The organism is Catenulispora sp. GP43 (assembly GCF_041260665.1).
Taxonomy (GTDB): Bacteria; Actinomycetota; Actinomycetes; order Streptomycetales; family Catenulisporaceae; genus Catenulispora.
This window is the reverse complement of sequence record NZ_JBGCCT010000012.1, coordinates 249,206-273,279: the sequence shown is the minus strand read 5'-3', so window position 1 is coordinate 273,279 and position 24,074 is coordinate 249,206. Positions and strand designations below refer to the sequence as shown.

Genomic DNA, 24,074 nt, shown 5'->3' with positions numbered 1-24,074 from the left:
GCTCGCCGTGCTGATCCTGATAGTCGGATCGGCCTCAGAAGAATGCTCCAGCCCGGCGCGTCACTCGTGGCGGCTTCGTCCTCGGGCGGCGCGCCGGGACCGGTGTGACGGCCATGATCGTCGTCAAGGCGTAGATCGCAGGCGGTTAGGGCGTTTCTCTTGGATCACTCTGTGGCCTTGCTGTAGTGCGGCCGTAGAGTGGCGGGATGTTCGATCGTCTGGAGTAAACAGTGTTGCCGCCGGGGCGGCGCTTCTCCGTTCAGCTGCGCGTGTGGGTCAACGATGCGGACGTGGTGGAGCAGGTGGTCGGTCCGGAGGGACGGGGCTCCCGTCGACGGAGAAGTTTCCTTCCGGGCTTCCGAGTCCACTGGGGCCGGCGTCTGAGGCGCGGCGCGTGCAGCTGGGTGAGCCGGAGTGCACCGGGGTTGCTGCGGCTATCTGTCTGTCGGTCCACGGGCTGGCGTTCCCGATCAGGGCATCGATGTGTGGTCGCAGCATTCTCGAAGCCGGCAAGCAAATCAAAAACTCTTCGCGAAGCTCGATCTGCCCAAGGCCGACGCCGACCACAGCCGGGTGCTGGCGGTTCTGCAGTTTCTGGGAGTCGCCGAGCAGTGAGGGGTGGTTGGCGACGCGGCGGCGTCATGACGACCCGGGGCCGGAGGCAGGTGGAGGTCGTGTACAGCTGTGTGTCAAAGATTAGTTACGTGTAGCTGCTCATCTTCAGTAACGGCCGCGTTAGAACCGGGTCGCCGACGTCTCGAACCCGACGGGCGGAGCGCGCAAGACGCCACCACGCATTCACCACAGACATGGCGAACCCGTGTCTCAGGTCCTTCCACGCGGGTGCTGGCAGTCGCATGCTCTGGGTCACCCAAGACCGGCCCTGACCTGCAGATTGAGGCGCCAATCGAAGAATCGGAAGACTTCTGAAGGAGCCAAGGTTGGAGCCTAGATGGCTCCAACCATCACGCTCAAAACAAGCCCCCGACCTGCGGTTTCGCAGATCGGGGGATGGGGTGGAGCTTAGGGGACTTGAACCCCTGACCTTTTGTCTGCCAGGTGTAGGAAATTCCGTCCAGGGCGTGTCTTGCTTAGTCCTTGTGCAGCTCAGGGCGGGTGCCTGCCACTCATGCCGCATATGCATTCGGTCCGAACTGAACTGAACTGAGCCCACTTCTGAGACCGCGCTGAAGACCCAGATCGAGCGATTTTCGGCCCTTCTCAAGCTTGGCAAGCTGCCCTCGTCCTGAACCTCGCTACGCTGTTGGTACGCACCACTCAGACGATGTGGAGGTTGCTAGGGCATGGGGACTACCAGCGAGGTTGAGAGCACGCTGCGAGGCTGGATGGCTGACGGCACTTACGGCCCCGGCGCCAAGCTGCCATCTGAGCGCAACCTCGCCGAGCAGCTGGGAACGGCACGGACAACGCTCCGCCTGGTCCTCACGAAGCTGATTGCGGAAGGCCTGATCGACAACCAGCACGGAAGCGGCAACTACGTCACTGAGGCCGCTCGGCCTGTCCGCGATAACCCCGCCGGCGTCGAGCCGTGGCGCATCCATGGGACAGAAACGATCTATGACAATCCGTGGGTTCGCCTTGAGCTGGTAGACGTCGAGCCGCCTGGTGTCGAGCGCTTCAAGCACCACGTTGTGAGGCTTCGCAGAGTCGCAATCGCTGCGGTCATCGATGACGATGACCGCGTACTCATGATGTGGCGTTACCGGTTCGTCCCGCAGCAATCAGGTTGGGAGCTGCCCGGCGGGATCGTTGAGGACGGGGAAGACGCGGTGGTGACTGCTGCGCGTGAAGTCGAGGAGGAGACAGGCTGGCGACCGAAGTCGCTTGAGCACGTCGTCAGCTATCAGCCAATGATCGGCATGGTGGATTCGCCTCACGAGATCTACGTCGGTCGCGGTGCGACGCGCGTCGGAGAGCCTGAAGAAGGCGAAGAGGCGGCCGTCATCGAGTGGGTTCCGCTTGCTGAGATCCCGTCGCTACTGAAGCGGGGCAAGCTGGCTGGTTCGGGGACACTCGTTGCCCTGCTTCACGTTTTGTCCGGTGGCGCTGCGACGTGACGCACGGCTTGTGAGGCATGGTCATTGTCTTGCGGTGTTCGCGGCTAGTAGGTGTCGCTCGGGTGGCCTTTAAGTAGGCGATTTAGAGCGAGCTGAAGTGCCGAATCGTCTTGCCGGTCGCTCCAGCGAACAAATTGAACTCTCCTCCCCTCGGGGTCTACGGGTTTCGCTTCCTCGAAAATATTGTTGCTCAGCCGGTGGTTTGTCACCACGAGAAATGGCACAACGGATCTGGATGCATATGCATATGCTTGCCTAACGTGGTTTGCCGAGAGTGGGATGTCTGAATTACTTGTGTGCTTGACCTCGACATTAATTGCAATTGATGGAGATCTGATCGCGATGTCAAAGCCCTGATCCTTACCGCGCAGCCTCTGATCGGTAACCCTCAGGTCCGTACCTACCAAGGCTCGTGTCAGCGCAGCATGCACCTCTGCTTGGTAGACCTCGCCTATCGCTCGGCGTACAGCGGGGTCCGTGCGCGCACCCGGGTCGATTTGCTGTAGTACGTCGAGGGTTTTACTGGCCTCTTCGGGTGGTTCGGAAAGTGCTTGCTCGACAACTCTATGGCGCCTTGGGGCCATAGTTAATTCGTAGTCCTTGAGCTTCGCCTTTATGATCGGCGTGCCGTTCACGCCCATAATTAAGAACCCTGCGCCTACGCCGAGAAGCGCAACGCTTCCTGCTTGGTTCGTGGTTAGGAATACGGAAACTCCCCCGGCGCCAGCGCTAGACAACCCCAACGCGCAGGCGGCGATCCTTTGCCAACGTGAGAGAGGCTCACCGCCCGCGCCAGCATCTGAATCCGTTCTGGCTTCCGTCTCGTCTGGCACGCCACGACGGTATCCCACAGGAGCACATGCGCGAGAAGGCTTGGCCAAGCTCCGGTTCAGGCCTGGCTAAGGCGGGAGACTCGCCGCAGTTGACGGGCCGAACCCGTCTGTGTTGCCAGTCGGCGAGCAGTCATAAGGTATTCCGCAGCCTGGCTTAGCTCGCCGCGGGCGGTGTGTGCTTGCGCCAGATCGCAGTACATGCCGGCTTGCGCGCGAACGAAGGTCGGATCGGCCGTCTTGAGGGCGGCGTAGAGATTTGCCACGGCGTCATCGTCGCCGATCAAAGCCAGCACGTTGCCGCGCCACCGCGTCAGGTGCCCTCGGTTCAGGAAGATGCTGAGCATTTCGGGATCTCGGGTTTCGTCATCCCCGGGCAGCAGCCGTTCCGCTCGGTCGAACGCTCGGCGACACGCATCGTGCTCACCTACGTGTGCGCAGAGCTCCGCCTCGGCCGCGCTGAGCCAGGCCAGGAGCCGAGCCGAGACGTGCGCGCCAGCGACTTCCTGTGCCTCGCGTATCAGCTCCAGCGCGAGCAATGGCCGACCGGCGTCGAAGAGAGCAAATGCCTGTTCGCCCATGGCGTGCGCAAGGTAGGCGGTTGACTCAGCATCGCGAGCGGCGCTCTTGGCTGTCTCGTAGTGCTGCCAAGCACGAGTCACGCTGCCAACGTCGAGCGCTTGCCAGGCGGCGAGAGTAGCCGCGCCGGCAAGAGCGGTCGCCACCGGTTTCCGTGCCGACCGGACTACTGCGAACGTCAGCGCGTCCTGAAGCGCCGCCAGGTGCGCCTGCATCTGGTCCCCGATGCTCCGCGCTCCGCGTTGCCGGTCGAAGGTCCGGAGCAGTTCTGTCTGCTGGTAGAACGCTTCTACCAGCGTTCCGCTGACGCCTTGCGCCGAGTCGATTCGTGCCAGGAGTTCGTCGTACCCGCCAGCGTTGTCCGGTTCGGGAGACGTCCCGCGCAACTCAGCATCGGTCACGCCAAGGAGAGCCCTGAGAATCAGCGCGTACTTGTCGCTGATCGCTCGCCGATCGTTCTCCCAATCCGAGACGTAAACGGCAAGGCTCTCGGCCTTGGCGATCTGCATGCGATGTTCCCGGGCGTAGATCTCAATCGCGCGTACAAGCTGCGATTGAGACCACTCACGAGCGGTTCGGATCTTGCTGAGCTGAGTTGCCATTCTCTGTCACCCATCACACAGGGTCCTGACTGACCCCTCAAGAATGCCCTGCTCAAGGGCTCCCAACCAAGGGTTAACAGCTCTCGTGTTGGGCTCAGTTGGCTGTTGCCGTGGCGGCCAATCCGTTGCACTGGAAGCAGAAAGGGCGTCGCGAAGCAGGAGATGCGAGCGATGCGCTTGACGCAGCAGTGGACCAGTAGTTCACTGTGGTGCGTACCACTTACTGAAGTGGTACGGAGAGGCCCCGGCGGGTGGCACCCCGCCAGGGCCGAGATCACACCGGAACTCACGGCTAGGAGAGCTGCACGATGCCCAACAAGGCTACTGCCGACGCGGTCGAAGACCGCAAGGCGCTGAAGGTCGCTGAGGTGGCTCGGCGATACGACCTGGACAAGAGCACGATCTACCGTCAGATCAAGTCGGGGGACCTGCCCGCGTTCCGCATCGGCGGTTCGGTGCGGGTGCCGATCTGGGCGCTGGCCGACTTCGAGGTCACGGCGCTCAACGCCGCGAAGATCGAGACCAAGAGCGACACCGCGACGGGCGAGCCGGCGGTTACGGCGGTGGCGGCATGACCGACGTCATGAAGGCGATCCTCGCCGAGATCCGCGAGGGCCTGGAAGACGAGTTCTGTGACCGCACGTACCTGCTGGAGTCGGTCGAGGAGCAGTTGGCCGGCCTGCTGGAGTACTGCTCCGGCGCCGGTGCTGAGGCGGTGGCCAAATGATCATCCTGGCCATCGTGGTCGGCATCGTCGGCCTGGTCGTCTACGAGGTGCGGGCGGATCGCCGGGTGCGCCGCTCCACCGCCGGCGCGACGCCGGTTGTGGTGGTGCGTGGGCTTCGGCCCCGCTGGTGGCGTCTGCTGCTGGCCAAGGCGATCGGGTTCGTCGTGTCGGTCGCGGTCTTCGTCTGCGTGGGGCTGGTGGCCGTTCACGCGCTGCGTGGCGCGTCCACCACCTCGAACCCTGACCACTCCTGGCCGATGCCGGGTGCCACCTCCACCCCGAACTTCACCCCGATGCACAGCTCGTCTTCGACTTCCGCCACGTCCGGAAAGGGGCGCTGAGCATGTCCGACACCTTCGCGATTCAGCACGTGCTGAACGGCTTGCGGGCGGACATCGCCCGCCGCAACACCCTGATCCGTGACCACCGCGAGGCCGCCGCGCGGCTGGAGTCCGACAACGCCACCGACGCCCGTCACGCCGAGGTCGCCGCCGCGCTGATCGGCCAGATCAACGCCGACGCCCTGGCCGCCGCGTGGGCGCCGACCACCGAGATCGACGCTGCCGCGCTGGTGGCCGACAACGCCGCTATCGGCGAGCTGCCCGGCTTCGGCAAGGCGGCGGCGCTGCCGTTGCTGTTGGCCGCGCTGCACGACGCCACCGCCGACATCACCGCGGCGGACGGCAAGGCCGCTGCGCAGCTGGTTCACGACCACCACCCGGACGCCGGGCCCTGCCCGGCGTGCCTGGTGACCGGCGTCGGCGACCTGGCCGCGCTGGACGGTATCGACACCGTGGCGGGGGTGACCCGATGAGCACCCCGAGCTACGCGCCCACGGCCGAGCAGGCTTCGGCCATCGACGCCTTCGCCACCGGCGGCAACGTGGTGTTGCAGGCCGGTGCGGGCACCGGCAAGACCTCCACGCTGCGGATGCTGGCGGCGTCGGCGCCGGGCCGGCGCGGGATCTACGTGGCCTACAACAAGGCCATCGCCGAGGAGGCCAAACGGACCTTCCCGCGAACGGTGGCCTGCGGCACCGCGCACTCGCTCGCGTTCCGGGCGGTTGGTCGGACCTTCGCGCATCGGCTCGGCGGTCCCCGCCAGCCTGCCCGCGAGGTCGCCAACATCCTGAACATCACCAAGCCCCTGGCACTCGGCTCGAACCTGGCACCGCTGGCCCCGCAGCAGATCGCGCGGCTGGTGGTGGGCATGGTCGGCCGGTTCTGCTACTCCGCCGATGTCGAGCCGGGCCGCTGGCACCTGCCGAGGGTGCCCGGCCTGGACGACCGCGCCACCCGCGAACACATCGGCGAGGCGCTGGTGCCGTTCGCACGGGCCGCGTGGGCGGACCTGTGCCGCCGTGACGGCCGCCTGCGCTACACCCATGACGCCTACCTGAAGATCTGGCAGTTGTCCGGGCCGAAGCTGGATGCGGACTTCCTGCTGTTCGATGAGGCGCAGGACGCCAACCCGGTCGTGGCCGACGTGGTCGAGCACCAGGGCGGCATGCAGGTGATCGCGGTCGGCGATTCCTGCCAGGCCATCTACGCTTGGCGCGGCGCCGAGGACGCGATGAACCGCTTCGGCGGCACCCGGCTGACGCTGTCGCAGTCCTTCCGCTTCGGCCCCGCCGTGGCTGAGGCCGCGAACGCGTGGCTGTCGGTGCTGAAGGCGCCGCTGCGGCTGACCGGCTACGACCGGATTCGCTCCCGGCTCGACGTGCTGGACCGGCCCAACGCGATCCTGTGCCGGTCGAATGCCGGCGCGGTCGGCGAGGCGATGACCGCCACCGCCGAGGGCCGGCGGGCGGCGCTGGTCGGCGGAGGGAACGAGATCCGCCGCATGGCCCAGGCCGCGATCACGCTGAAGGCCGGCGCGGGCACCGACCACCCGGAGCTGTTCGCGTTCCGCACCTGGGGCGAGGTGCAGGACTACGTGCAGCACGACGAGTCCGGCTCGGACCTGAAGGTGTTCGTCAAGCTCATCGACTCCCACGGTCCCGACGTCGTGATCGCAGCCTGTGACGCGCTGGCGGGTTCGGAGCAGGCCGCCGATGTGGTGATTTCCACCGCGCACAAGTCCAAGGGCCGGGAGTGGCCCACGGTGCGCATCGCCGACGACTTCCACGCCCCGTCCCCGGACGAGCACGGCAAGATCACGGTCAACGCCGGGGAGGCGATGCTCGGCTACGTCGCGGTCACCCGCGCGCAGGAGACCCTGGATAACACCGGCCTGGCTTGGGTTCACACCCTGACGGGGGTGACCCGATGACCTTCGAGACCTGCGCCTATGACGACGCCACGGGTCGCCCGGTGGTGGTGCTGGTCGCCACCGGCTCGTACTCTGTCGCCAGTCTGGTGGCCGCGCTGCGCACCGGCGGCACCGAGCAGGTGACGCTGGCGGGCCGCCTGGCCGACCAGGTGAAGCGGCACAACACCGACCGGCAGGCGGTGCGGCTGCTGGCCGCACACGCCGGTTTCGACCTGCCGACCGATGAGACCGGATACGCCTGGCACACCGTGCGCCGGACGCTGGCGACGAATCCGGCCACGGGATGGGACTCCGACGTGCTGGAAGTCACCCACCCCGACCAGTGTCGCCTGCTGCCTGCTGGGGCGGTGTGCTGGGCGGACCACGCCGGTGACGTGCCGTGGTGGCCGTGGGGCTTCGGCACCTACCAGTTCCGGCCGGTGTGGGAGGCCAACAGCGCCGAGGTTCCGGAGCTGGTGGAGGTCATGCAGGTGAAGGCCTTCGACGAGGCCAGCGGCACGTGGCTGGAGTTCGAGGACGTCATCGGTGACTTCGCCCGCTGCGTCGCGTGCGGGCGGATCAGCGACGCCGGCCAGTACGTCACCATCGTCAGCCTCGACGGCTACCACGAGGTGTGCGTGCCCTGCGACCGTGCCGGTCGTGACGCCGGGCCCGGGGAGGTGCGCCGATGAGCACGACGGACTTCGCCCCGATCGCCGCCGCAGCCGTGTGGCGGAAGGCGATGCAGGCCGCCGGCTACCGGTGTGTGTGCACCGGTGGCTGTGGCCGGTCCCACGCCAAGGACCCCGGAGAGCGCTGCAAGCGCGAGCACACGGCGTGGCTGCGCCTGGTCGCCGCCCCGGCCGAGCCCACCGGCAACCCGCACACGGACATCGCCGCCGAGCAGGTGGCGTACTGCCCGAACTGCTACGACGGCCACCTGGCGGTGGCCAAGCGTGCCGACCGCGTCGCCGCCGCATCGCACGACAACGACGTTCCGCTGTTCGACCTGGGAGGAGAGGCTTGATGAACATCACGACGACACTCACGCACTGGATGGCCGCGAACCCCTGGGTCATCGTCGGCGCCGCTACCGCGTGCCTGCTGGCGCTGCTGGTCCTGGCGGTGCTCATCATCCGGCGGGCCCGCAAGGCGGGCCGCGAGCGCGGCATCACGACCCTGATCAACCTGGCAGCGCTGTTGGCTACCTCGGTTCAGGCCTCCGGCATGTGGAAGTTCTTCGGCGCCACGATGGGGCTGCCGGTTGGTTTCCGCGTGGTGCTGTTCGGGTTCATGGAGATCGCGCTTCTGGCATGCGGTCTGCGGGCCCGCGCCAACGTCGAGGCCGGCGCGGACGCCGGCGTTGACGGGGTGCTGGTATGGGTGCTGGCGCTGGCCTCCGGCGTCATGTCCTCCACGGACGCCTCCACCGCCCGCGAGGCCCTGATGCGGCTGCTGGTGGCCGTGGTGGTGGCGCTGCTGTGGACCCGCGACCTGATGGCCGCGAAGAAGGCCGCCCGCGCCGCCGGCAACACCAAGAAGCGCTCCGGGCCGGTGCGCTGGCGCATCACGCCGGAGCGGGTCGCGGTGTGGCTGCGCCTGGCCGACGCCATCGACACCGACGTGACAACGGTGGACTCGGCGCGGAGGGTCGCCAAGTTCCTGCGCGTGACCGACCGCGAGCGCGACGGCTGGCGCTTCCCGTACACCGCGAAGGCCCGCGCCTACCGGGGCCGGATGAAGCTGATCGGGGACGCGCTGCGGCACGGCGACCCGACCGAGGTTCACGCCAAGCTGTCCCGCGCCGCGTTCGCCGACGCCCTGACTCGACTCGGGATCGACGACGACTCGGCGCCGAGCGAGTCACCGGCCCCGGTCCAGGGTGAGTCAGAGGCGCCGATGGTGAGTCACAAGGTGAGTCAGCCGGTGAGTCTGATCACGCCGGAACACCCGGCGTTTGCCAAGGCCATTGCGAGTCTCCCCCCTGCGGTGAACGGCACCCCCAAGCCCCGCCGCGCGGCTGCCGCCGCATCGGCGCCGGCGCGCCGTCAGGCCGCCGTGACCGCGCGAGTCGGCATCGACGCTGACTCGGCGGCGCAGCTCTACCGCGACTCGCTCGGCGAGGGCACGCCGCTGTCCTCTCGCGACCTGGCGGACGCCGCCGGGGTGAGTCAGTCCACTGCCAGCCGCATCATCACCAAGGTCCGCAAGGAGGTGGCCTGAGATGACTGAGACCTACCCGAACCCTGAGCAGGACGCTGTGGCCGGCGCGACCGTGCTGGCCTTCCCTAACCGCGCCGCCGACACGGTCGGTGACGACTTGGACGTGCCGGGGTGGCTGAACCAGCCGCAGCCGGACAACGCTACGGCCGCCACGGTGGACAAGTCCGCCGCGAGCAAGGCCGCCCTGCCCGTGCAGGCGATCCGCAACGCCCGCACCACCTACCGGCAGGCCAAGACGGTGCTGCGGTGGCTGCTGGCGCACCGTGCGACCAAGTTCGGAGCCCGTCAGGCCGCGTTCATCCTGGCCGGCGTGCGGATCGGGCTGCGCCGCGCCTGGGAATCCCGCACCACCACAACCCACCAGGCGCAGATCCGCGCCGCCGCAGCCGCCGGTGACCACGAGTCGGCGCTGGAGTGGGAGGCGCGGGCATCCAAGTTCCGCACCGAGCGGCACGCCCGCCGCATGGAGCTGCTGCGGCTGCCGCTGCACATCGCCGCAGGCATCGCACACGGCATCATCGCCGCCGTCCTGGTCCTGTCCGTGATCGGCATCGCCATGTGGTGGAAGACCGACCACATCGGCGCCGTGACCACGCCGTTCACCGCCACATTCAACGTGCTGTGCGCCATCGGCGCCTTCGTGAAGGCCACGTGGCGCCCCACGCTGGAGGCTCTGCCGGTCCTGGCCACGGCCGCCGCGTGGGCCGCCGGACGCAACGCCCGGGACCTGCCCGCGTGGCTGTCCGCCGCCGAGATCGGCGACGGAAGCACTCCGCAGGTCGTGCCGGATGAGGGCGCGATTTTGGAGGCGCTGCGGAACCTGAACCTGGGGCCGATGAACAAGGCGTTCAAGGCCGGATGGAGGCCGCAGTGGGTCTCGCCCACGACGCGGTCCGGGAACGGCTACCACACTCAGCTGCGGCTGCCGCAGGGCGTCACGGTCGAGATGATCGGCACCGGCAAAACCAAGAAGGTGCTGGCGCACAACCTGCTGCGCGCCCCGATCGAGGTTTGGCCCACCGAGATCGCAGGTAAGGAAGGGATTTTGGACCTGTGGGTGGCCGACTCCGGCTCGCTCACCGCGAAGGTTCCGCCATATCCGCTGATCGAGGACGCCGGCGCCACGGTGGACTACTTCGACAAGCGCGGCGTGCCGGTCGCCATATCGCAGCGCGGTGAGATCGTGCGTGCGCCGCTGATGGCCAAGAACTACATGGTTGGCGGCATCATGGGCACCGGCAAGTCGTCGTTCACCCGGAACCTGTTGTGCGGGGCGATGCAGGACCCGCTGGTGGACATCGGCGTGTATGTGATGGCGTTCAACGCTGACTATGACCTGATGCAGCCCCGGCTGTCGGTCCTGGTCAAGGGCGATGAGGACGAGCAGGCTCTCGCGGCGCTCAACGAGCTGCGGTGGCTCAAGGACGAGGTCACCCGGCGCGGGAAGCTGCTGGAGAAGTACGGCGAGACCGCCGTGACCCGCAAGCTGGCGATGCGGGACAAGCGGCTGCGTCCCCTGGTGCGGGTCTTCGACGAGTGCCACGAGCTGTTCGAGCACAAGAAGCACGGGGAAGAGGCTGCGGACCTGGCCATCAAGGTGCTGAAGAAGGCGCGCAAGTGCGCCATGACGCTGGTGTTCGTCACCGTGTCGCCGACCGCGAACAGCATCCCGAAGGACGTCACCCGCAACACCTCCAACCGGGTCGCCTTCGCCGTGGGCGACCACGTCGCCAACGACGGCCTGCTGGGCACGGGCAAGCACAAGGCCGGCATCACCGCCACCACGCTGAACCCGGCAACCGACATCGGCACCGCGCTGACGATCGGGTTCTCGCCGAACGCCTTCGAGCTGGTCCGGATGTTCTTTATCAGCGCCGACGACGGCAACGACCAGGTCACGCCACTGGTGACCCGCGCCATGAAGGGCCTGGACAAGGCCGGGCTGGCACCGGGCGACACCGCCGAGCAGGTGGACGGCGACCAGGCGCGGGACCTGCTGGACGACGTGGCCGCAGCGATGGGCACTGAGGCGCTGGTGAAGTCCTCCGTGGTCATCTCCCGGCTGGCCGACGCACACCCGAGCGAGTACGAGGGCTGGTCTCAGCAGCGACTCGGCGAGGAGCTGAAGCAGCACGGGGTGATCCCGCGCAAGACCAAGGACGGCACCATGCACGTTGATCGCCGACAGGTCGATGCCGCCTTGGCCGACCGCGCCGAGACGACCGGCGAGGCCGCTGAAGACGACTCGGAGGACGGCGAGATCTAGCCGAGAGGCCTAGGGACACAGGGAGAATCCCTGATCTTGTCCCTAGGCTGCCTCCCTCGCCCTGACCAGTGCACATGTGATCTAGGGAGGGTAGGGAGCGACCGGAAACAGGGCCCTGGCGAACCTGGAAACCGCAGTTTTCGCCACCCCTGGCCGCTCCCTCCCTCCCCCCGGCGCTGCCCAAAACCAGACTTCGCACACCCCGCCCCGGGAGGGCTGAACCTTGACCGAAACCACCACCCCGCAGACCGCCGCGCCACCGGCGCGACGCCTGCCGGTGTCCCCGACCTCGATCGCGCTCGCGCTGGCGTCCCCCGCCGTCACCGGCTGCATGCTGGCGCTGGCGCGGCACTGGTCCGATCACGGAGCCCGGCACTCCATTGGCGACATGGTCCCGCTGGGCCTGGGCGCCATTATCGGACTGGCCGTCACCGCGTGGGCATCGGCGACCGAAGATTCGGTGTTGGTCGGTACCTGCGCCAGCATGACCGCCGCCGCGCTGGCGGTCGGCATGATGGCCTACCCCGCCGGACTCGGCGAACCGCTGATCGTGACCGCCACGGCGACCGTGCTCGGGTGGGTGCTCACCCGCCGGGTACGGCGCGCCGCCGGCATCCGGCAGGAGGGCTACGCCGAGCGCGCGAAGGACCGAGCCCACGAAGCGGCCATCGTCGGCATGCAGTGTCAGACCGCTATCGAGGTCACCGCGCTGCGCGAGCAGGGCGCCACTGATCGGGAGAAGCTGGCGCAGCTCGGCGCGGCCAAGCGGCTGGAGATGAGCTTGGACGCCGCCGAATACGAGGCGCTGAAGCTGGAGCGGGACGTGCGCCGCCGCGCTGCACTGATCGTCAGCCCCACCGCCCGCGAGGCGCTGGGCACCACGCCCTGCCTGGCGATCGAGCCCGCCACCGGCAACCCTGGCGACGGCTTGGACGCGGTCGGCGCTGACCTGCGGAGGTCAGCATGACCGACGCAGCGAACGAGGTCTCTGCCGACCTCCTGGACCGGGTGGCCGAGCCGCCGTGCCCGTGGCCGGACCCGTGGGCCGATGCGGTGGTGTCCGGCACGCTGGCGTGGCTGGACCGGCAGGTCTCCGGCGCCCTGGCGCTGACCGCCGGTACCTTGGTTCCGGCGGTGGGCACCCCGGGATGGCTGGCGCTGCCGGACACCTCGCCGGCGAAGCTGGCCGCGATCCTGCGCGCTGCCCGCGCCTGGTTCATCGAAGGCACCGAACTTCCTCACAGGCTGTGGACGGACCTCGCGGAGCTGCGTGCCGCCCGAGCCCAGGCCGCCGAGGAAGCCTTCGACGACTTCGGCGCCACCGTGCTGCGGCTACGCGACGGACTGGCCGGACGGCCGACCTATGCGGAACTCCAGCAGGCCCGCACCACCTACGCCCGACCTGCCCTGACGCCGGAGCAGATCCAGGCGCAGACCCGCGCGTCGTGGGCCGCGTTCGAGCGGCGGCACCGCCCGGCGGCTGACGGCGGCGACCAGGCCGGACGGGAGGCTGCATGATGACGGCACGAACGACCCCGGATGCGTTCTTGTCCCAGGCCTCCGCCGTGCTCACTGCCAACGGCAACCCTCAGGACGGTACGCCGGATGATGCCGACGCGAAGCAGGGCCCTGTGACACCCTCACGGGGTCGGCCGCAGCCGGATGCGGCGGTGTACCACGGCCTGCTCGGTGAAGCTTCGCTGAAGCTGTGCCAGACCTCTGAGGCTGACCCGGTGGCGGTGCTCGCGACGCTGCTGGCGGGCTATGGCGTGATGGTCGGCCCGTCCCCGTTCGTGCGGATCGGCGCCGACTCGCACCCGCCGCTGATCTGGCCGCTGATCCTGGGACACACCAGCATCGGACGCAAGGGCACGTCCTGGGGCGTGGCCCGGTCGATCCTGAGGCCGTCCGACCCGGCGTTCTGGAGCGAAGGCCTGACCACCGGCCTGTCCTCCGGCGAAGGGCTGATCGCCGCTGTCGCCGATGAGGACCCAGACGACCCGGCGAACAAGGGCCGCCTGATCGTGCCCGGAGGCAAGGCGCGGCTGGTGGTGGAGACCGAGTATTCGGTGACCATGCGCCGCTCCGCGCGGGAGGGCAACAGCCTGGGCGGGGTAGTGCGCCAGGCCTGGGACGGCGACGACCTGGCAGTGATGACCAAGGCCAAGCTGCGCGCCACCGCCCCACGCATCTCGATCCTGGCGCACATCACCCCCGGGGAGTTCCGCGCCTGCGTGAAGAACTCCGAGATGGCCGGCGGCACCTACAACCGGTTCCTGCCCATCTACTCAGAACGCACCAAGGTCATCCCAGAAGGCGAAGGCGCCGACGAGCAGCTGATCAACAGCCTGGGCGACCGGATGGCCACCAATCTGATGAAGGCCCGCGACGCCGGAAAGGTCGGCCTGACCCCGGACGCCCGGGAGTTCTGGACCGAGGTGGCCTATCCGGCGCTGTCGGAGTCACCGCCGGCGGACGGGCCGGTGGCGCAGTTCACCGCCCGTGCCACGCCCTACGCGCGACGGCTGGCCATGGTCTACGCCCTGGCCGACGCCAAAGCCATTGTGGATGTGGCGCACCTGACGGCCGCATACCACCTGGTCAACTACTCCCGCGCCACCGCCGCCTTCGTGCTCGGCGGAGCCTCTGGCACAGGTGACCCGCAGCTAGACAAGGCCCTCGCGGCGCTGATCGAGGCGGGTCCGTCCGGGCTGACTCGCTCGCAGATCTCTGCTGTGTTCTCCCGCAAGCTGACTCGCTCCGCGCTGGATGACCTGCTGGGCAAGCTCGAAGCCCTGGCAGAGGTCGAGCGCCGCGAACAGGCCAGCGCGGGGCGTACCGCGACCGTGTGGGCAGTGGCGGCGAAAAAAGCGAAAGAAGCGAAAGAAGGTCCCTGACCTGGCCGAACGGCTTCGCCGCTGTGGCGAAAGAAGGCGAAAGAAGGGTCTGAGTTGCGGAAATAGCATCGCCGTGGCAAGGCGAGCGCAAGGCCCTGACCTTGTGACCAGGTCGAAAGAGTGAACGGGCACGTCAGACCCTTTTTTCGCCTTCTTTCGCCGGAGCCGCGAACTCAAGCACGCAGGTCAATGGCCCTTTTTCGCTTCTTTCGCTTCTTTCGCCCGACCTCTACGAACCCGCAGGACAGCGCGGAGCCCTACCGATCCAGTGAGGGCCGCGCGTCGGAACACCCTGAAACCACCCAGGTGGGGGCTCCCTCTCCACCTCAGCAACGACTAGGAGTAGAACCGTGACCGAACCAACGTCGGAACCCAACCAGCCCCGAGTGATGCACACGGTCGAGCAGGCGGCCGAGTTGCTCGGCATCGGCCGAACCACGATGTTCGGACTGATCCGCGACGGCGAGATCGGCAGTGTGCCGATCGGGCGGGCCCGTCGCGTTCCGGCTGACGAGATCGACGCTTACGTTGCCCGGAAGGTGGCGGAAGATCCTGACGCGCCGCGCACCTCACGCCCCAAGCCCCAGCCGGTTGCATTTCTCCCGCCGCAGCTACCGCCGACCAAGCCAGCCGTCGAGAAGAAGAGCAAGGCGCCGGCGGCGGACGATGGCCCCACGACCAAGGCGAGGCAGCCGAAGCCAAAGGCGAAGCCCCGGCGCATTCGGCCTGAGGGCACCCGAGCCCCGAACGGCGCGGGCAGCATCTACCAGGACAAGGACGGGAAGTGGCACGGGCGGGTGACCATGGGCACCCGCGACGACGGGAAGCCGGACCGGCGCCACGTGCGCGGAGCCGACGAGGCGGAGGTGATGAAGAAGCTTCGGAAGCTGGAGCAGGAGCGCGACTCCGGTTTGAAGCGGAAGCCGAGCCGCGTGCCGAAGTTCGGGGACTGGCTCGACCACTGGGTTGAGAACATCGAGGCGCGCACCGCGCGGTTCAACACGCTGTCCGGACACCGCAGCGCCATCCGCAAGCACTTGAAGCCTGGCCTCGGCGAGCACCGGATGGACCGGATGGAACCGGACCACTTCGAGAAGCTGTACACGAAGATCGAGGCGTCTGGGTTGAGCGGCTATACCGTGGCGGCCGTGCACCGGACCGCGCGGGCGGCGTTCAACGAGGCGGTTCGGCGCAAGGTGGTCACGTCCAATCCCGTTTCGTTGGCCAAGGTGGGGCCCGCTGGCGACGACGATGACGAGGTCGAGCCGCTGGAGCCCGAGGAAGCTCAGCGCGTCATCGCCGCAGCGCTACGGCGGCGGAACGGACTCCGGTACGTCATGGCCCTGGTCTTCGGCGACCGCCAGGGGGAGTGCTTGGGCTTCAAGTGGGAGCGGGTGGACCACAAGAAGCGCTCGATCAGGGTCCGCAAGCAGCTTCAGCGGCAGACCTGGCAGCACGGATGCCCTGACCCTGCGGAGTGTCCAGGAGCGCGGCACAAGGTCGAGCCGTGTCCGGAACCGTGCAAGAAGCACACCCGGCCCTGCCCGCCGCCGTGCGCACCCGGCTGCATGGACCACGCCCGCCGGTGCCCGCAGCGCCATGGCGGCGGGCTGGTCGAGGTCGCGGTGAAGTCGAAGGCTGGCCGGCGCACGCACGCCTTCCCCGATCGGCTCTGGGACATGCTGATGGAGCACGAGGCAGCCCAGAAGCGGGAGCGTGAGCACGCCGGTTCGGCGTGGCAGGAAGGTGACTGGATGTTCTGCCAGGAGGATGGACGGCCGATCGACCCGAAGGCGGACCGCACCGAGTGGTACGCCATCCTCGCTGAGGCCGGGGTAGACATGAAGCGGCTGCACGACGCGCGGCATACCGCCGCGACCGTGCTGGCGCTGCTGGAGGTCGCACCTCGAACGACCATGGACATCATGGGGTGGTCTGACCCGGCGATGCTGCTGCGGTACGGACACGTCACGGACACGATGCGGCGGGAGATCGCGGGTCGCCAAGACGCGTTCTACTTCGGCGGAACGACAGAGGGGAATGCCGGTCCAGCGGACGGCGAATGAGACCAGAACTGAGACCAGAAACGCCCCCGAGAGATTCTCGGGGGCGTTTCCGCTGGTACTTCCGTGGAGCTTAGGGGACTTGAACCCCTGACCTTTTGTCTGCCAGACAAATGCTCTACCAACTGAGCTAAAGCCCCATCTGGTCCCCCGGTGAGACCTTCGATCGATCTTGCTGATCTCCCCGGCGGGCGTTGCCTATATTAGCCAGAGCTGCGGCTGGAAGGGAAATCGATTCGCTACCTGCGGGTTTTCGGCGTGGCGCGGCCGGGCCCCGGGGTGCGGGGTCCGGCCGTGGGGGTGGTGGCGCTGGGGCGCCGCTTGGGGGTCCCGTGGGTCCCGGTGGTTACATCGGGGGCGGGTTGGGGTTGGTGCGGGCGGGCTGGGGTTGGGCGCCGGAGGTGGCGGTGCCCATGGCCTTGTCCATGGCTGCTGCGGCGGGGGTGCCTTGGGTGGCGCTGGCCGCGTTGGCCTTCATGGACTGGGGGTCGGGGAGTTGGCCGTCGGGGGTCATCTTGTCGACCATGCCGGGGAGCTTGTCGGCCATGGTCTGGGCTGCCTTCTCGGGGGTGGTGCCGGCCTGCTGGGCGATCTTCTCCATGCGTTCCTGGCCGATGGCCTGGGTCATCTGGTCGGCGTTGACGGGCTTGTTCTCGCCCTTGCCGATCCAGGACTGGACCTGCTCGCCGATGCTGCTGTTCTTCAGCTTCTCCAGGGCTCCGCTCATGCCGCCGCCGATGTTGTCGGTCAGCTGTTTCCAGAGTTTGCCCAGGTCCGGGGTGTCAGTCATGGCATTCCGCCTTTCGAGGTGGGCCCGGGCCTGGTGGCGCCGGGCCGTGTACGCGGGCCACGTAAGAGCCTTCGGCACGGGGGGCGGGTGTGGGCTGGCGGAGGCAGCCGTTCGGGGCAACGGGCTGCGGGGGCTTCGTCCGGACGGCGGGTGGGGCCGGGGTTCCGGGACGCCGTGGGGCGGGCCCGGGGACAGATTGGGCGGCATGAGAGCCGACGTCCATGCGCACCTGTTCCCCGCCGCCTACCTGGATCTGCTGGACGAGCTGCGGCGGGACGGCGGGGACGGGACGCGGGGGGTGCGGGCGCTCGGCGGCGGTGACAGCGAGCATGAGCTGCGGTCGCGGTTGGCGGCGATGGACGCGGTCGGCGTGGACCTGCAACTGCTCTCGACCTGCCCGCAGGGGCCCTACACCGACGACCCGACGGCGGCCGTGGAGGCGGCCCGGTGCGCGAACCTGGCGCTGGCCCAGACCGTCGCGGCGCACCCGGAGCGCTTCCGGGCCCTGGCCACGCTGCCGCTTCCGCACATCCTGGCCTCCGTCGACGAGCTCAACCGGGCCATGGAGCAGGACGGCATGCCCGGGGCCGCAGTCGGCACCTCGATCCTCGGCCGCCCCCTGAGCGACCCGGACTTCGCCCCGCTGTTCGCCGCGCTGAACCGGCGCAAGGGTGTGCTGCTGGTGCATCCAGTCGGGGAGTCCGCCGGCTCGCCGCTGATGCAGGCGTCCAAGCTCGACTGGGTCATCGGCCACGCCGCGGAGGTCTCGACCGCGGTCCTGCAGCTGTTCCAGGCCGGCATCACCGTGAAGTATCCCGATATCCGGATCATCGCCCCGCACCTGGGCGGCTACCTGCCGTTCCTCATCCAGCGCCTGGACCGGCACCGGGACTGGTTCCTGCCGAAGGACGCGCCGAGCGCCGGGCAGCTGATGCGCGGCATCGCCTACGACACCGCGAATCCGCTCCCGGCGGCCCTGCGCCTGACGGCGGAGGTGGCCGGCCACGAGCGGCTGCTGCTGGGCACCGACTACCCCTTCGAGCAGGGATCGTCGCTGCGGGACCACATCGAGTACATCCTCGCGGCGGGGCTGCCGGAGGACCAGGCGAAGGCGATCGTCGACCGGAACGCGTTCGAGTGGATGGGTGGTTGATGTCGACAGGGTGGTTGAGGCTCGCAGGGCGGCTGAGACCGGCAGGGCGGCTGAGGCCGGCAGGCGCGGCGACCGGTGGCCACAAGGGCAACCTCCCGTGTGACGCGGACCGCATCGATATGGGGACCCCTCGCGAGCGGTGTTACCGTCCACCCATGTCCGCCGACCAGCCTGTCCCCGCCGAGCCCCGCCCGGCGATGCGCGACGCGCTGGTCTCGGCGGCGGTGGCCCTGTTCGCCGAGCACGGCTTCGACGCCACCACCATCGACGACATTGTGGCCCGCGCGGGAGTCGGCCGCCGCTCGTTCTTCCGTTACTTCCCCTCGAAGGAGTCGGTGGTCTTCCCCGACCACGAGGGCACCCTCGCCCGCATGTCCGCCTTCCTCGCCGACGAGTCCGGCTTCGCCCAGGACCCCGTCTCCCGGGTCTGCGACGCCGCCCGCATGGTCCTGGCCATGTACGCGGCAGACCCCGAGTTCTCCCTGGCCCGCTACCGGCTGACCCGCCAGGTCCCGGCTTTGCGCACGCACGAGCTGGCAGTCGTCCGCCGTTACGAGCGCGCCCTGGCCGCGTTCCTGCGGGCCCGCTACGCCGGCCGCGCCGACGGCGACCTGCGGGCCGACGTCGTGTCCGCGGCCGTGGTCGCCGCCCACAACCACGCCCTGCGCGGCTGGCTCCGCTCCGACGGCCGCGGCGACCCCGCCGAACTCGTCGAGCACGCCCTGGAATGGGTCCGCGCCACCTACGCCGACGACGTCCCCTCCGCGCCGCGTGCGGCGGAGCCGGAAGAGGACGTCATGGTGGTCGTCGCACGGCGTGGGACGCCTATGTGGCGGGTAGTGCAGCGGGTTCAGGAAGCGCTGGACTGACAAGCAGCCGGGACTAAGGCAGCCGGGACTCAGGCAGCCGGGGAAATCAAGGGCCTGAAGCCCTAAGCCGCGATCACCGCAGCCGCCGTCCGTCCGCCGTCCACGTCCAGCACCGTCCCGTGCAAGTAAGAAGCCTCATCGCTCGCCAGATACACCACCGCGTCCGCGATGTACTGCGGCTTCCCAAGGCGCCCGGCCGGGGTGCCGTTCATCATCACCTCGCCGGGGTGGGCCTCGCCGGGCGTCGGTTCCAGGATCACGCCGGGGGACACTGCGTTGACCCGGACGCCTTCCGGGCCGAATTCCGCGGCCCAGGCGCGGGTCAGGGTCTCCATCGCGCCCTTTGTGGAGGCGTACAGGGCGCCGACGGGGACTGCGAGGCGGGCGACCCAGGAGCCGAGGTTGATGATGGCGCCGCCGCCTGCGGCTGCCATCTGCGGGGCGATCTCCTGTGTCAGGAAGAAGGGTGCTTTCACGTTCACCGCGTATACGCGGTCGAAGGTTTCGTCGTCGGTGGTGAGGGTGTTGCCGGGCGGGTAGATGCCGGCGTTGTTCACCAGGATGTCGATGCCGTCGCCCAGGAGGGCCTCGGCTTCCTCGGCCAGTTCGCGGGAGGCTTGGGGGCTGCCGTCGAGGTCGGCGCGGACGAAGTCGGCGCGGCCGCCTTTGGCCCGGATGCCGGTGACGACCTCCTCGCCGCGTGTCGTGTCGCGGCCGGAGACGATCACGTGTGCCCCCTCGGCGGCGAAGGCCTCGGCGATGGCGCGGCCGATGTTGCTTGTCGAGCCGGTCACCAGCGCGCGCTTGCCCTGCAGACGTCCACTCATCTCGCACTCCTGAGTTCTCGTTCCAACCTGCGGGAACCACTTTGCGAGGGGAAAAATGGACTATCAAGTCCAGTCTTAGCGGGTCGCGGGGGTCGCGAAAGTTGCGGGAGTTGCGGGAGTTGCGGGAGTTGCAGGCGTGGCGGGGGCCAAAGGGGTGCCGAGGCGCCGTAGGTCGGCCACCGCCTGGTGCAGCGCGATACGCAGGTGGTACGCCTGGCCGGTGGCCAGCAGAATGCCCACCCCGCCCTGGATCGCGGCCAGCAGCGCGGCGGCGCGCTCGTCGGCGTCGACCGACGCGGGCAGCCGCCCGGCCTCCTGCAACGCGCGCACGCCGGCGGCCAGCGAGGCCTGCCATTGCCGCAGCAGCGCCACGACCACGGCCCGCGCTCCCGGCGTGCTGCGTCCCAAGTGCAGGGACAGCGCCCCGAGCGGGCACTGGTCGCCCATCTCCTCGTAGCGCCGGACGGTCGCGTCCCGCCACCGCTCCCAGGCCTCCCACGTGTCCAGGCACCCGAGATAGGGCTCCTGGTCCGCCAGCACCCGGTCGGCCTCGTGCCGGGCCACGGCCAGCAGCAGTTCCTCCTTGCCAGCCGGGAAGTAGTGGAAGAGCTGGCTCTTGCTGGTCCGGGTGCGGGCCATCACGTCGTCGAGCGTGGTGGCTTCCACGCCCGACTCCCGCAGCAGATCGGCGGCGCCCTCGACGATGCGGGCGCGGGTGGCCCGGCCCTTCGCGGTCAGTGTCGTGCTGCTCATGGCGCCTCCGGCTCCGGACTCGACCTGCCTCGACTCTAGGTCCTGTGTGAGGAGCTAGACCGTCGTGGACTGGTCCCGATACGTCTCCAGCAGCCGCAGCCACACCTCGCTGATGGTCGGGAACGCCGGCACCGCGTGCCACAGCCGCTCCACCGGCACCTCCCCGGCGATCGCGACCGTCGCCGAGTGCAGTAGCTCCGCGACCCCCGGTCCGGCGAACGTCGCGCCGAGGACCGTGTGCCGCTTGGGGTCGACCAGCATTCGCGCGTGGCCCCGGTAGCCGGCCTTGTACATCGCCGCGCCCGCGACCTGACCGATCTCGTAGTCCACGACGTCCACCGCCTGGCCGGTCCGCTCGGCCTCGGCCGTCGTCAGCCCCACGCTGGCGACCTCCGGATCGGTGAACACCACCTGCGGCACCGCGACGTGGTCGGCCGTCCCCACGAACCGGCTCCACCGCCGGATGTCCAGCGGACGCCGATGCGCGCGGGCGGCGATCACCGCTCCGGCGATCCGCGCCTGGTATTTGCCCTGGTGGGTGAACAGTGCGCGCCGGTTGACGTCCCCGACCGCGTACAGCCACTCGCCGGAGACCTCCTCGACGGTGAACATGTCGTCCGTCGTCAGCCAGTCGCCGGGCTGAAGGCCCACCGTCTCCAGGCCGAGGTTGCCGGTCCGCGGCGCGCGGCCGGTCGCCAGCAACAGCTCGTCGGCGACGATCTCGCTGCCGTCGATCAGGGTGATGAGCACTTGGCTGGAATTGGAATTGGAGGTGGAGTTGGAGTTGGAGTTGGAATCGGAAGAACCCTGTCGCACGGCCGAAGCGATGCCCGAATCGAAACGGATATCGACCCCTGACTCCCGCAGCCGCTCCGTCACCAGATCCGCCGCGAACCGCTCCACGCGCGGCAGCAGGCCCGGCTCCCGGGCGATCAGCGTCACCTGCGCACCCAGCGCCTGCCACGCCGTCGCCATCTCGACCGCGACGACCCCCGCACCGAGGATCGCCAGCCGCGCCGGCACCTCCTTCGCGCTGGTCGCCTCGCGGCTGGTCCATGGCCGCAGCGCTTCCAGGTCGGGCAGCGGCGGCAGTGCGGCCGACGTTCCCGTGCAGACCGCCACCGCGTGCCGTGCCGTCAGCAGCAGCAGGTCGCCCTCCGGCGTCGTGACGGTCACCTCCTTCGGACCGGCCAGCCGGCCGTGGCCGCGGATCAGGCTGATCCCGGCCTTGTCCAGCCACTCCACCTGGCCGGCGTCGTCCCACTGGCTCGCCCAGGCGTCGCGGTGCTTCAGCACCGCCGAGGCGTCAAGAGGCTGATCCGCGGCGCTCTCGAGGCCCGGGACGCCGTGCAGCTCGCTGTGCGCCAGTACCGGCCGCAGCAGCGCCTTGCTGGGATCGCAGGCCCAGTACGAACACTCGCCGCCGACGAGCTCGGCCTCGACGACGACGGTGTCCAGGCCGGCGGCGGTCGTCCGGTCGGCGACGTTCTCGCCGACCGGGCCGGCGCCGATCACGATGACGTCGAAGGTGCGGGTGGGGGTACCTGGCATGGTCCTGACTCCAGAACGGCTTGAGGGGGAAAGGCGAGCCGAGGGGCGGCGGGGGTGTGGACGGGGAGGTGCCGCCCCTCGGCGGTATCGGGGGAGAGGACTCAGCGGCCGGGGGCGCGCTGCGTGATCTCCTGCAGGAACCACTGGTTCCCGTCCGGGTCCTCGAACGAGGCGAAGCTCCCGTAGCTGAGCCGCTCGGGGTGCAGCCCGGGGACCTGCTTCGCCGTGCCGGGGCGGTGGAAGGCCCCGGTGACGTCGCGGAACGGCGCGCTGACCTCGACGCCCCGCGAGGCGAGCTCAGAGCGCGCCGCCTCGATGTCGGTGACGATCAGGTGCAGGCCCTGGTACGTCCCCGGCGCGGCCGGCGTGAGGCCGTCGCCGAAGATGATCGAGCACTCCGAGCCCGGCGGCGTGGCCTGCACGATCCGGAACCCGTCCTCGATGGGGAAGTCCGCGTCGAGGCGGAACCCCAGCTTCTCGATGTAGAAGGCCTTCGCGCGGTCCACATCGGAGACCGGCACGATGACGACTTCCAGCTTCATGTCCATGAGTGAGCCTCTTGGTCGATGTCGGCGAAGGGTCAGCGCGTCGCGCGGGCCGCGCGCTCGATGACGTCGGCCACCGCACCCGGGTGCGACACCGCGACCGAGTGCGAGGCAGCGACCTTGGTGACGTGCGCGTTCGCGCGCTTCGCCATGAACTCCTGCGCCGCCGGCGGGATGTTCAGGTCCTGCGTGGTGACGACGTCCCAGCTCGGGATGGTCTTCCATGCCGCGGCCGTGGCCTTCTCCTCCAGCGCGGACTGCGCGATCGGGCGCTGCGTCTCGGCCATCAGCGCCGCCTGGTCGGCGGGCACGTCGGCGGCGAACTGGTGCGGGAACTTGTCCTGCTGGATGTACAGGTCGGTGCCGGTGCTGCCGTCGGCGTTGGTGAACGGCACCGGGTCCAGCGTCGCCGGCAGCGTCGAGCCCGGGTACAGGTTGGTCAGCTGCAGCGCGCTCTCGCCGGGCGCCGGCAGGAACGCCGCGACGTAGACCAGGGCCTTGACGTTCTTCTCGCCGACGGCCGCCTCGCTGATGACCGAGCCGCCGTAGGAGTGGCCGACCAGGATCACCGGGCTCTTGACGTGCTCGATCACGGCGCGCAGCGAGGCGGCGTCGGAGGCCGGGCCGCGCAGCGGGTTCGCCGCGGCGATCACCGGGTAGCCGTCGCGGCGCAGGTCGGTGATGACGCCGTCCCAGCTGGAGGCGTCCGCGAAGGCGCCGTGCTCGAGGATGACCGTCGGCTTGGGGGCATGGTCGGCGGCCGCCGGACGGGACGCCGCGTCCGCGGTGCCGGTCAGGGCGAACGCGCCGAGCGCCGCGGCGGCGCCGACGACAGCGGTGGAACCGGCGACGATACGGCTCTTGCGGCCGGAGGGGAGAGTAGGCATGGCAGATCCCTTTCGAGGGCTGGGTCATTGGTGCGGCATCACTGTCACCCGGCCGCCGTGACGCACACATCGGTCATCTGACTCCCAGTCTTGGGGGCCGTTGAGCCGGGTCGGGGCCGGCGAAGACTGAGCGTCACGTGACTGATGTGCCGGGGGCGGTACGGCCGCGAAAGTGAAGGCGCCA

General features: G+C 69.0%; 24 protein-coding genes, 1 tRNA gene and 1 pseudogene. 17 read left to right on the top strand and 9 right to left on the bottom strand.

Going from position 1 to position 24,074, the window contains the following annotated elements:
- Positions 1-525: 525 nt before the first annotated feature.
- Positions 526-615: pseudogene (locus tag ABH926_RS25255) on the top strand (DNA-binding response regulator); the annotation flags it as partial.
- Between the two features lie 731 nt (positions 616-1,346).
- Entirely contained in the window at positions 1,347-2,078 is a 732-nt protein-coding gene (locus ABH926_RS25250; protein WP_370368217.1) for an NUDIX domain-containing protein, read from the top strand.
- A gap of 44 nt (positions 2,079-2,122) precedes the next feature.
- On the opposite strand, the gene ABH926_RS25245 is transcribed toward ABH926_RS25250, so the two are convergent.
- Positions 2,123-2,911 carry a hypothetical protein gene (locus ABH926_RS25245; protein ID WP_370368216.1) on the bottom strand — a complete coding sequence of 263 codons (789 nt, stop codon included), beginning with the start codon at positions 2,909-2,911 and terminating at the stop codon, positions 2,123-2,125.
- 56 nt (positions 2,912-2,967) lie between these two features.
- Positions 2,968-4,089, bottom strand: a complete 1,122-nt coding sequence (locus ABH926_RS25240) for an XRE family transcriptional regulator (RefSeq protein WP_370368215.1) — start codon at positions 4,087-4,089, stop codon at positions 2,968-2,970.
- A gap of 308 nt (positions 4,090-4,397) precedes the next feature.
- Here ABH926_RS25240 and ABH926_RS25235 point away from each other — a divergent pair, with 308 nt between their 5' ends.
- The 13 genes from ABH926_RS25235 to ABH926_RS25175 all read left to right on the top strand — a co-directional run bounded on the left by ABH926_RS25235 (position 4,398) and on the right by ABH926_RS25175 (position 16,518).
- A complete protein-coding gene (locus tag ABH926_RS25235; RefSeq protein WP_370368214.1) occupies positions 4,398-4,664 on the top strand; it encodes a helix-turn-helix domain-containing protein in 267 nt (88 codons plus the stop codon).
- Positions 4,661-4,816 (top strand): hypothetical protein, encoded by a 156-nt coding sequence (locus tag ABH926_RS25230; protein ID WP_370368213.1) that lies wholly within the window; start codon positions 4,661-4,663, stop codon positions 4,814-4,816. Before ABH926_RS25235 ends, ABH926_RS25230 begins: the two co-directional genes overlap by 4 nt.
- Positions 4,813-5,157 carry a hypothetical protein gene (locus ABH926_RS25225; RefSeq protein ID WP_370368212.1) on the top strand — a complete coding sequence of 115 codons (345 nt, stop codon included), beginning with the start codon at positions 4,813-4,815 and terminating at the stop codon, positions 5,155-5,157. Before ABH926_RS25230 ends, ABH926_RS25225 begins: the two co-directional genes overlap by 4 nt.
- Positions 5,158-5,159: 2 nt before the next feature.
- Entirely contained in the window at positions 5,160-5,630 is a 471-nt protein-coding gene (locus ABH926_RS25220; RefSeq protein WP_370368211.1) for a hypothetical protein, read from the top strand.
- Positions 5,627-7,087, top strand: coding sequence for a UvrD-helicase domain-containing protein (locus tag ABH926_RS25215; RefSeq protein ID WP_370368210.1), 1,461 nt, complete (start codon positions 5,627-5,629; stop codon positions 7,085-7,087). Before ABH926_RS25220 ends, ABH926_RS25215 begins: the two co-directional genes overlap by 4 nt.
- Complete coding sequence (locus ABH926_RS25210) at positions 7,084-7,758, top strand: hypothetical protein (protein WP_370368209.1); 675 nt, start codon at positions 7,084-7,086, stop codon at positions 7,756-7,758. The genes ABH926_RS25215 and ABH926_RS25210 overlap by 4 nt, the downstream gene beginning before the upstream one ends.
- Positions 7,755-8,093, top strand: a complete 339-nt coding sequence (locus ABH926_RS25205) for a hypothetical protein (RefSeq protein ID WP_370368208.1) — start codon at positions 7,755-7,757, stop codon at positions 8,091-8,093. Before ABH926_RS25210 ends, ABH926_RS25205 begins: the two co-directional genes overlap by 4 nt.
- Positions 8,093-9,289, top strand: coding sequence for a hypothetical protein (locus tag ABH926_RS25200; protein ID WP_370368207.1), 1,197 nt, complete (start codon positions 8,093-8,095; stop codon positions 9,287-9,289). Before ABH926_RS25205 ends, ABH926_RS25200 begins: the two co-directional genes overlap by 1 nt.
- 1 nt (position 9,290) lies before the next feature.
- Complete coding sequence (locus ABH926_RS25195) at positions 9,291-11,555, top strand: cell division protein FtsK (protein ID WP_370368206.1); 2,265 nt, start codon at positions 9,291-9,293, stop codon at positions 11,553-11,555.
- 223 nt (positions 11,556-11,778) lie between these two features.
- A complete protein-coding gene (locus ABH926_RS25190; protein ID WP_370368205.1) occupies positions 11,779-12,522 on the top strand; it encodes a hypothetical protein in 744 nt (247 codons plus the stop codon).
- Positions 12,519-13,073: a DUF2742 domain-containing protein gene (locus ABH926_RS25185; RefSeq protein WP_370368204.1), complete on the top strand. Its 555-nt coding sequence runs from the start codon at positions 12,519-12,521 to the stop codon at positions 13,071-13,073. The genes ABH926_RS25190 and ABH926_RS25185 overlap by 4 nt, the downstream gene beginning before the upstream one ends.
- Before the next feature lie 152 nt (positions 13,074-13,225).
- Positions 13,226-14,452 carry a DUF3987 domain-containing protein gene (locus tag ABH926_RS25180; protein ID WP_370368203.1) on the top strand — a complete coding sequence of 409 codons (1,227 nt, stop codon included), beginning with the start codon at positions 13,226-13,228 and terminating at the stop codon, positions 14,450-14,452.
- Positions 14,453-14,802: 350 nt separating this feature from the next.
- Entirely contained in the window at positions 14,803-16,518 is a 1,716-nt protein-coding gene (locus ABH926_RS25175) for a tyrosine-type recombinase/integrase (protein WP_370368202.1), read from the top strand.
- Between the two features lie 64 nt (positions 16,519-16,582).
- On the opposite strand, the gene ABH926_RS25170 is transcribed toward ABH926_RS25175, so the two are convergent.
- Together ABH926_RS25170 and ABH926_RS25165 are read right to left on the bottom strand one after the other, a co-directional pair.
- A tRNA-Ala gene (locus tag ABH926_RS25170) sits at positions 16,583-16,655 on the bottom strand.
- A gap of 206 nt (positions 16,656-16,861) precedes the next feature.
- Positions 16,862-17,305, bottom strand: coding sequence for a YidB family protein (locus ABH926_RS25165; protein WP_370368201.1), 444 nt, complete (start codon positions 17,303-17,305; stop codon positions 16,862-16,864).
- Between the two features lie 205 nt (positions 17,306-17,510).
- On the opposite strand from ABH926_RS25165, the gene ABH926_RS25160 reads away from it, so the two are divergent.
- A complete protein-coding gene (locus tag ABH926_RS25160; protein WP_370368200.1) occupies positions 17,511-18,458 on the top strand; it encodes an amidohydrolase family protein in 948 nt (315 codons plus the stop codon).
- Between the two features lie 155 nt (positions 18,459-18,613).
- Positions 18,614-19,327: a TetR family transcriptional regulator gene (locus ABH926_RS25155; RefSeq protein ID WP_370368199.1), complete on the top strand. Its 714-nt coding sequence runs from the start codon at positions 18,614-18,616 to the stop codon at positions 19,325-19,327.
- A 62-nt stretch (positions 19,328-19,389) separates the two neighbouring features.
- On the opposite strand, the gene ABH926_RS25150 is transcribed toward ABH926_RS25155, so the two are convergent.
- The 5 genes from ABH926_RS25150 to ABH926_RS25130 form a co-directional block, all read right to left on the bottom strand.
- The gene (locus tag ABH926_RS25150) at positions 19,390-20,154 is read right to left on the bottom strand and encodes an SDR family NAD(P)-dependent oxidoreductase (RefSeq protein WP_370368198.1); all 765 of its coding nucleotides are present in this window, start codon (positions 20,152-20,154) and stop codon (positions 19,390-19,392) included.
- Between the two features lie 75 nt (positions 20,155-20,229).
- A complete protein-coding gene (locus ABH926_RS25145; protein WP_370368197.1) occupies positions 20,230-20,907 on the bottom strand; it encodes a TetR/AcrR family transcriptional regulator in 678 nt (225 codons plus the stop codon).
- Between the two features lie 54 nt (positions 20,908-20,961).
- A complete protein-coding gene (locus ABH926_RS25140) occupies positions 20,962-22,458 on the bottom strand; it encodes an NAD(P)/FAD-dependent oxidoreductase (protein WP_370368196.1) in 1,497 nt (498 codons plus the stop codon).
- A gap of 101 nt (positions 22,459-22,559) precedes the next feature.
- Positions 22,560-23,006, bottom strand: coding sequence for a VOC family protein (locus ABH926_RS25135; RefSeq protein ID WP_370368195.1), 447 nt, complete (start codon positions 23,004-23,006; stop codon positions 22,560-22,562).
- Positions 23,007-23,038: 32 nt separating this feature from the next.
- Positions 23,039-23,890: an alpha/beta fold hydrolase gene (locus ABH926_RS25130; RefSeq protein ID WP_370368194.1), complete on the bottom strand. Its 852-nt coding sequence runs from the start codon at positions 23,888-23,890 to the stop codon at positions 23,039-23,041.
- Between the last annotated feature and the right edge of the window lie 184 nt (positions 23,891-24,074).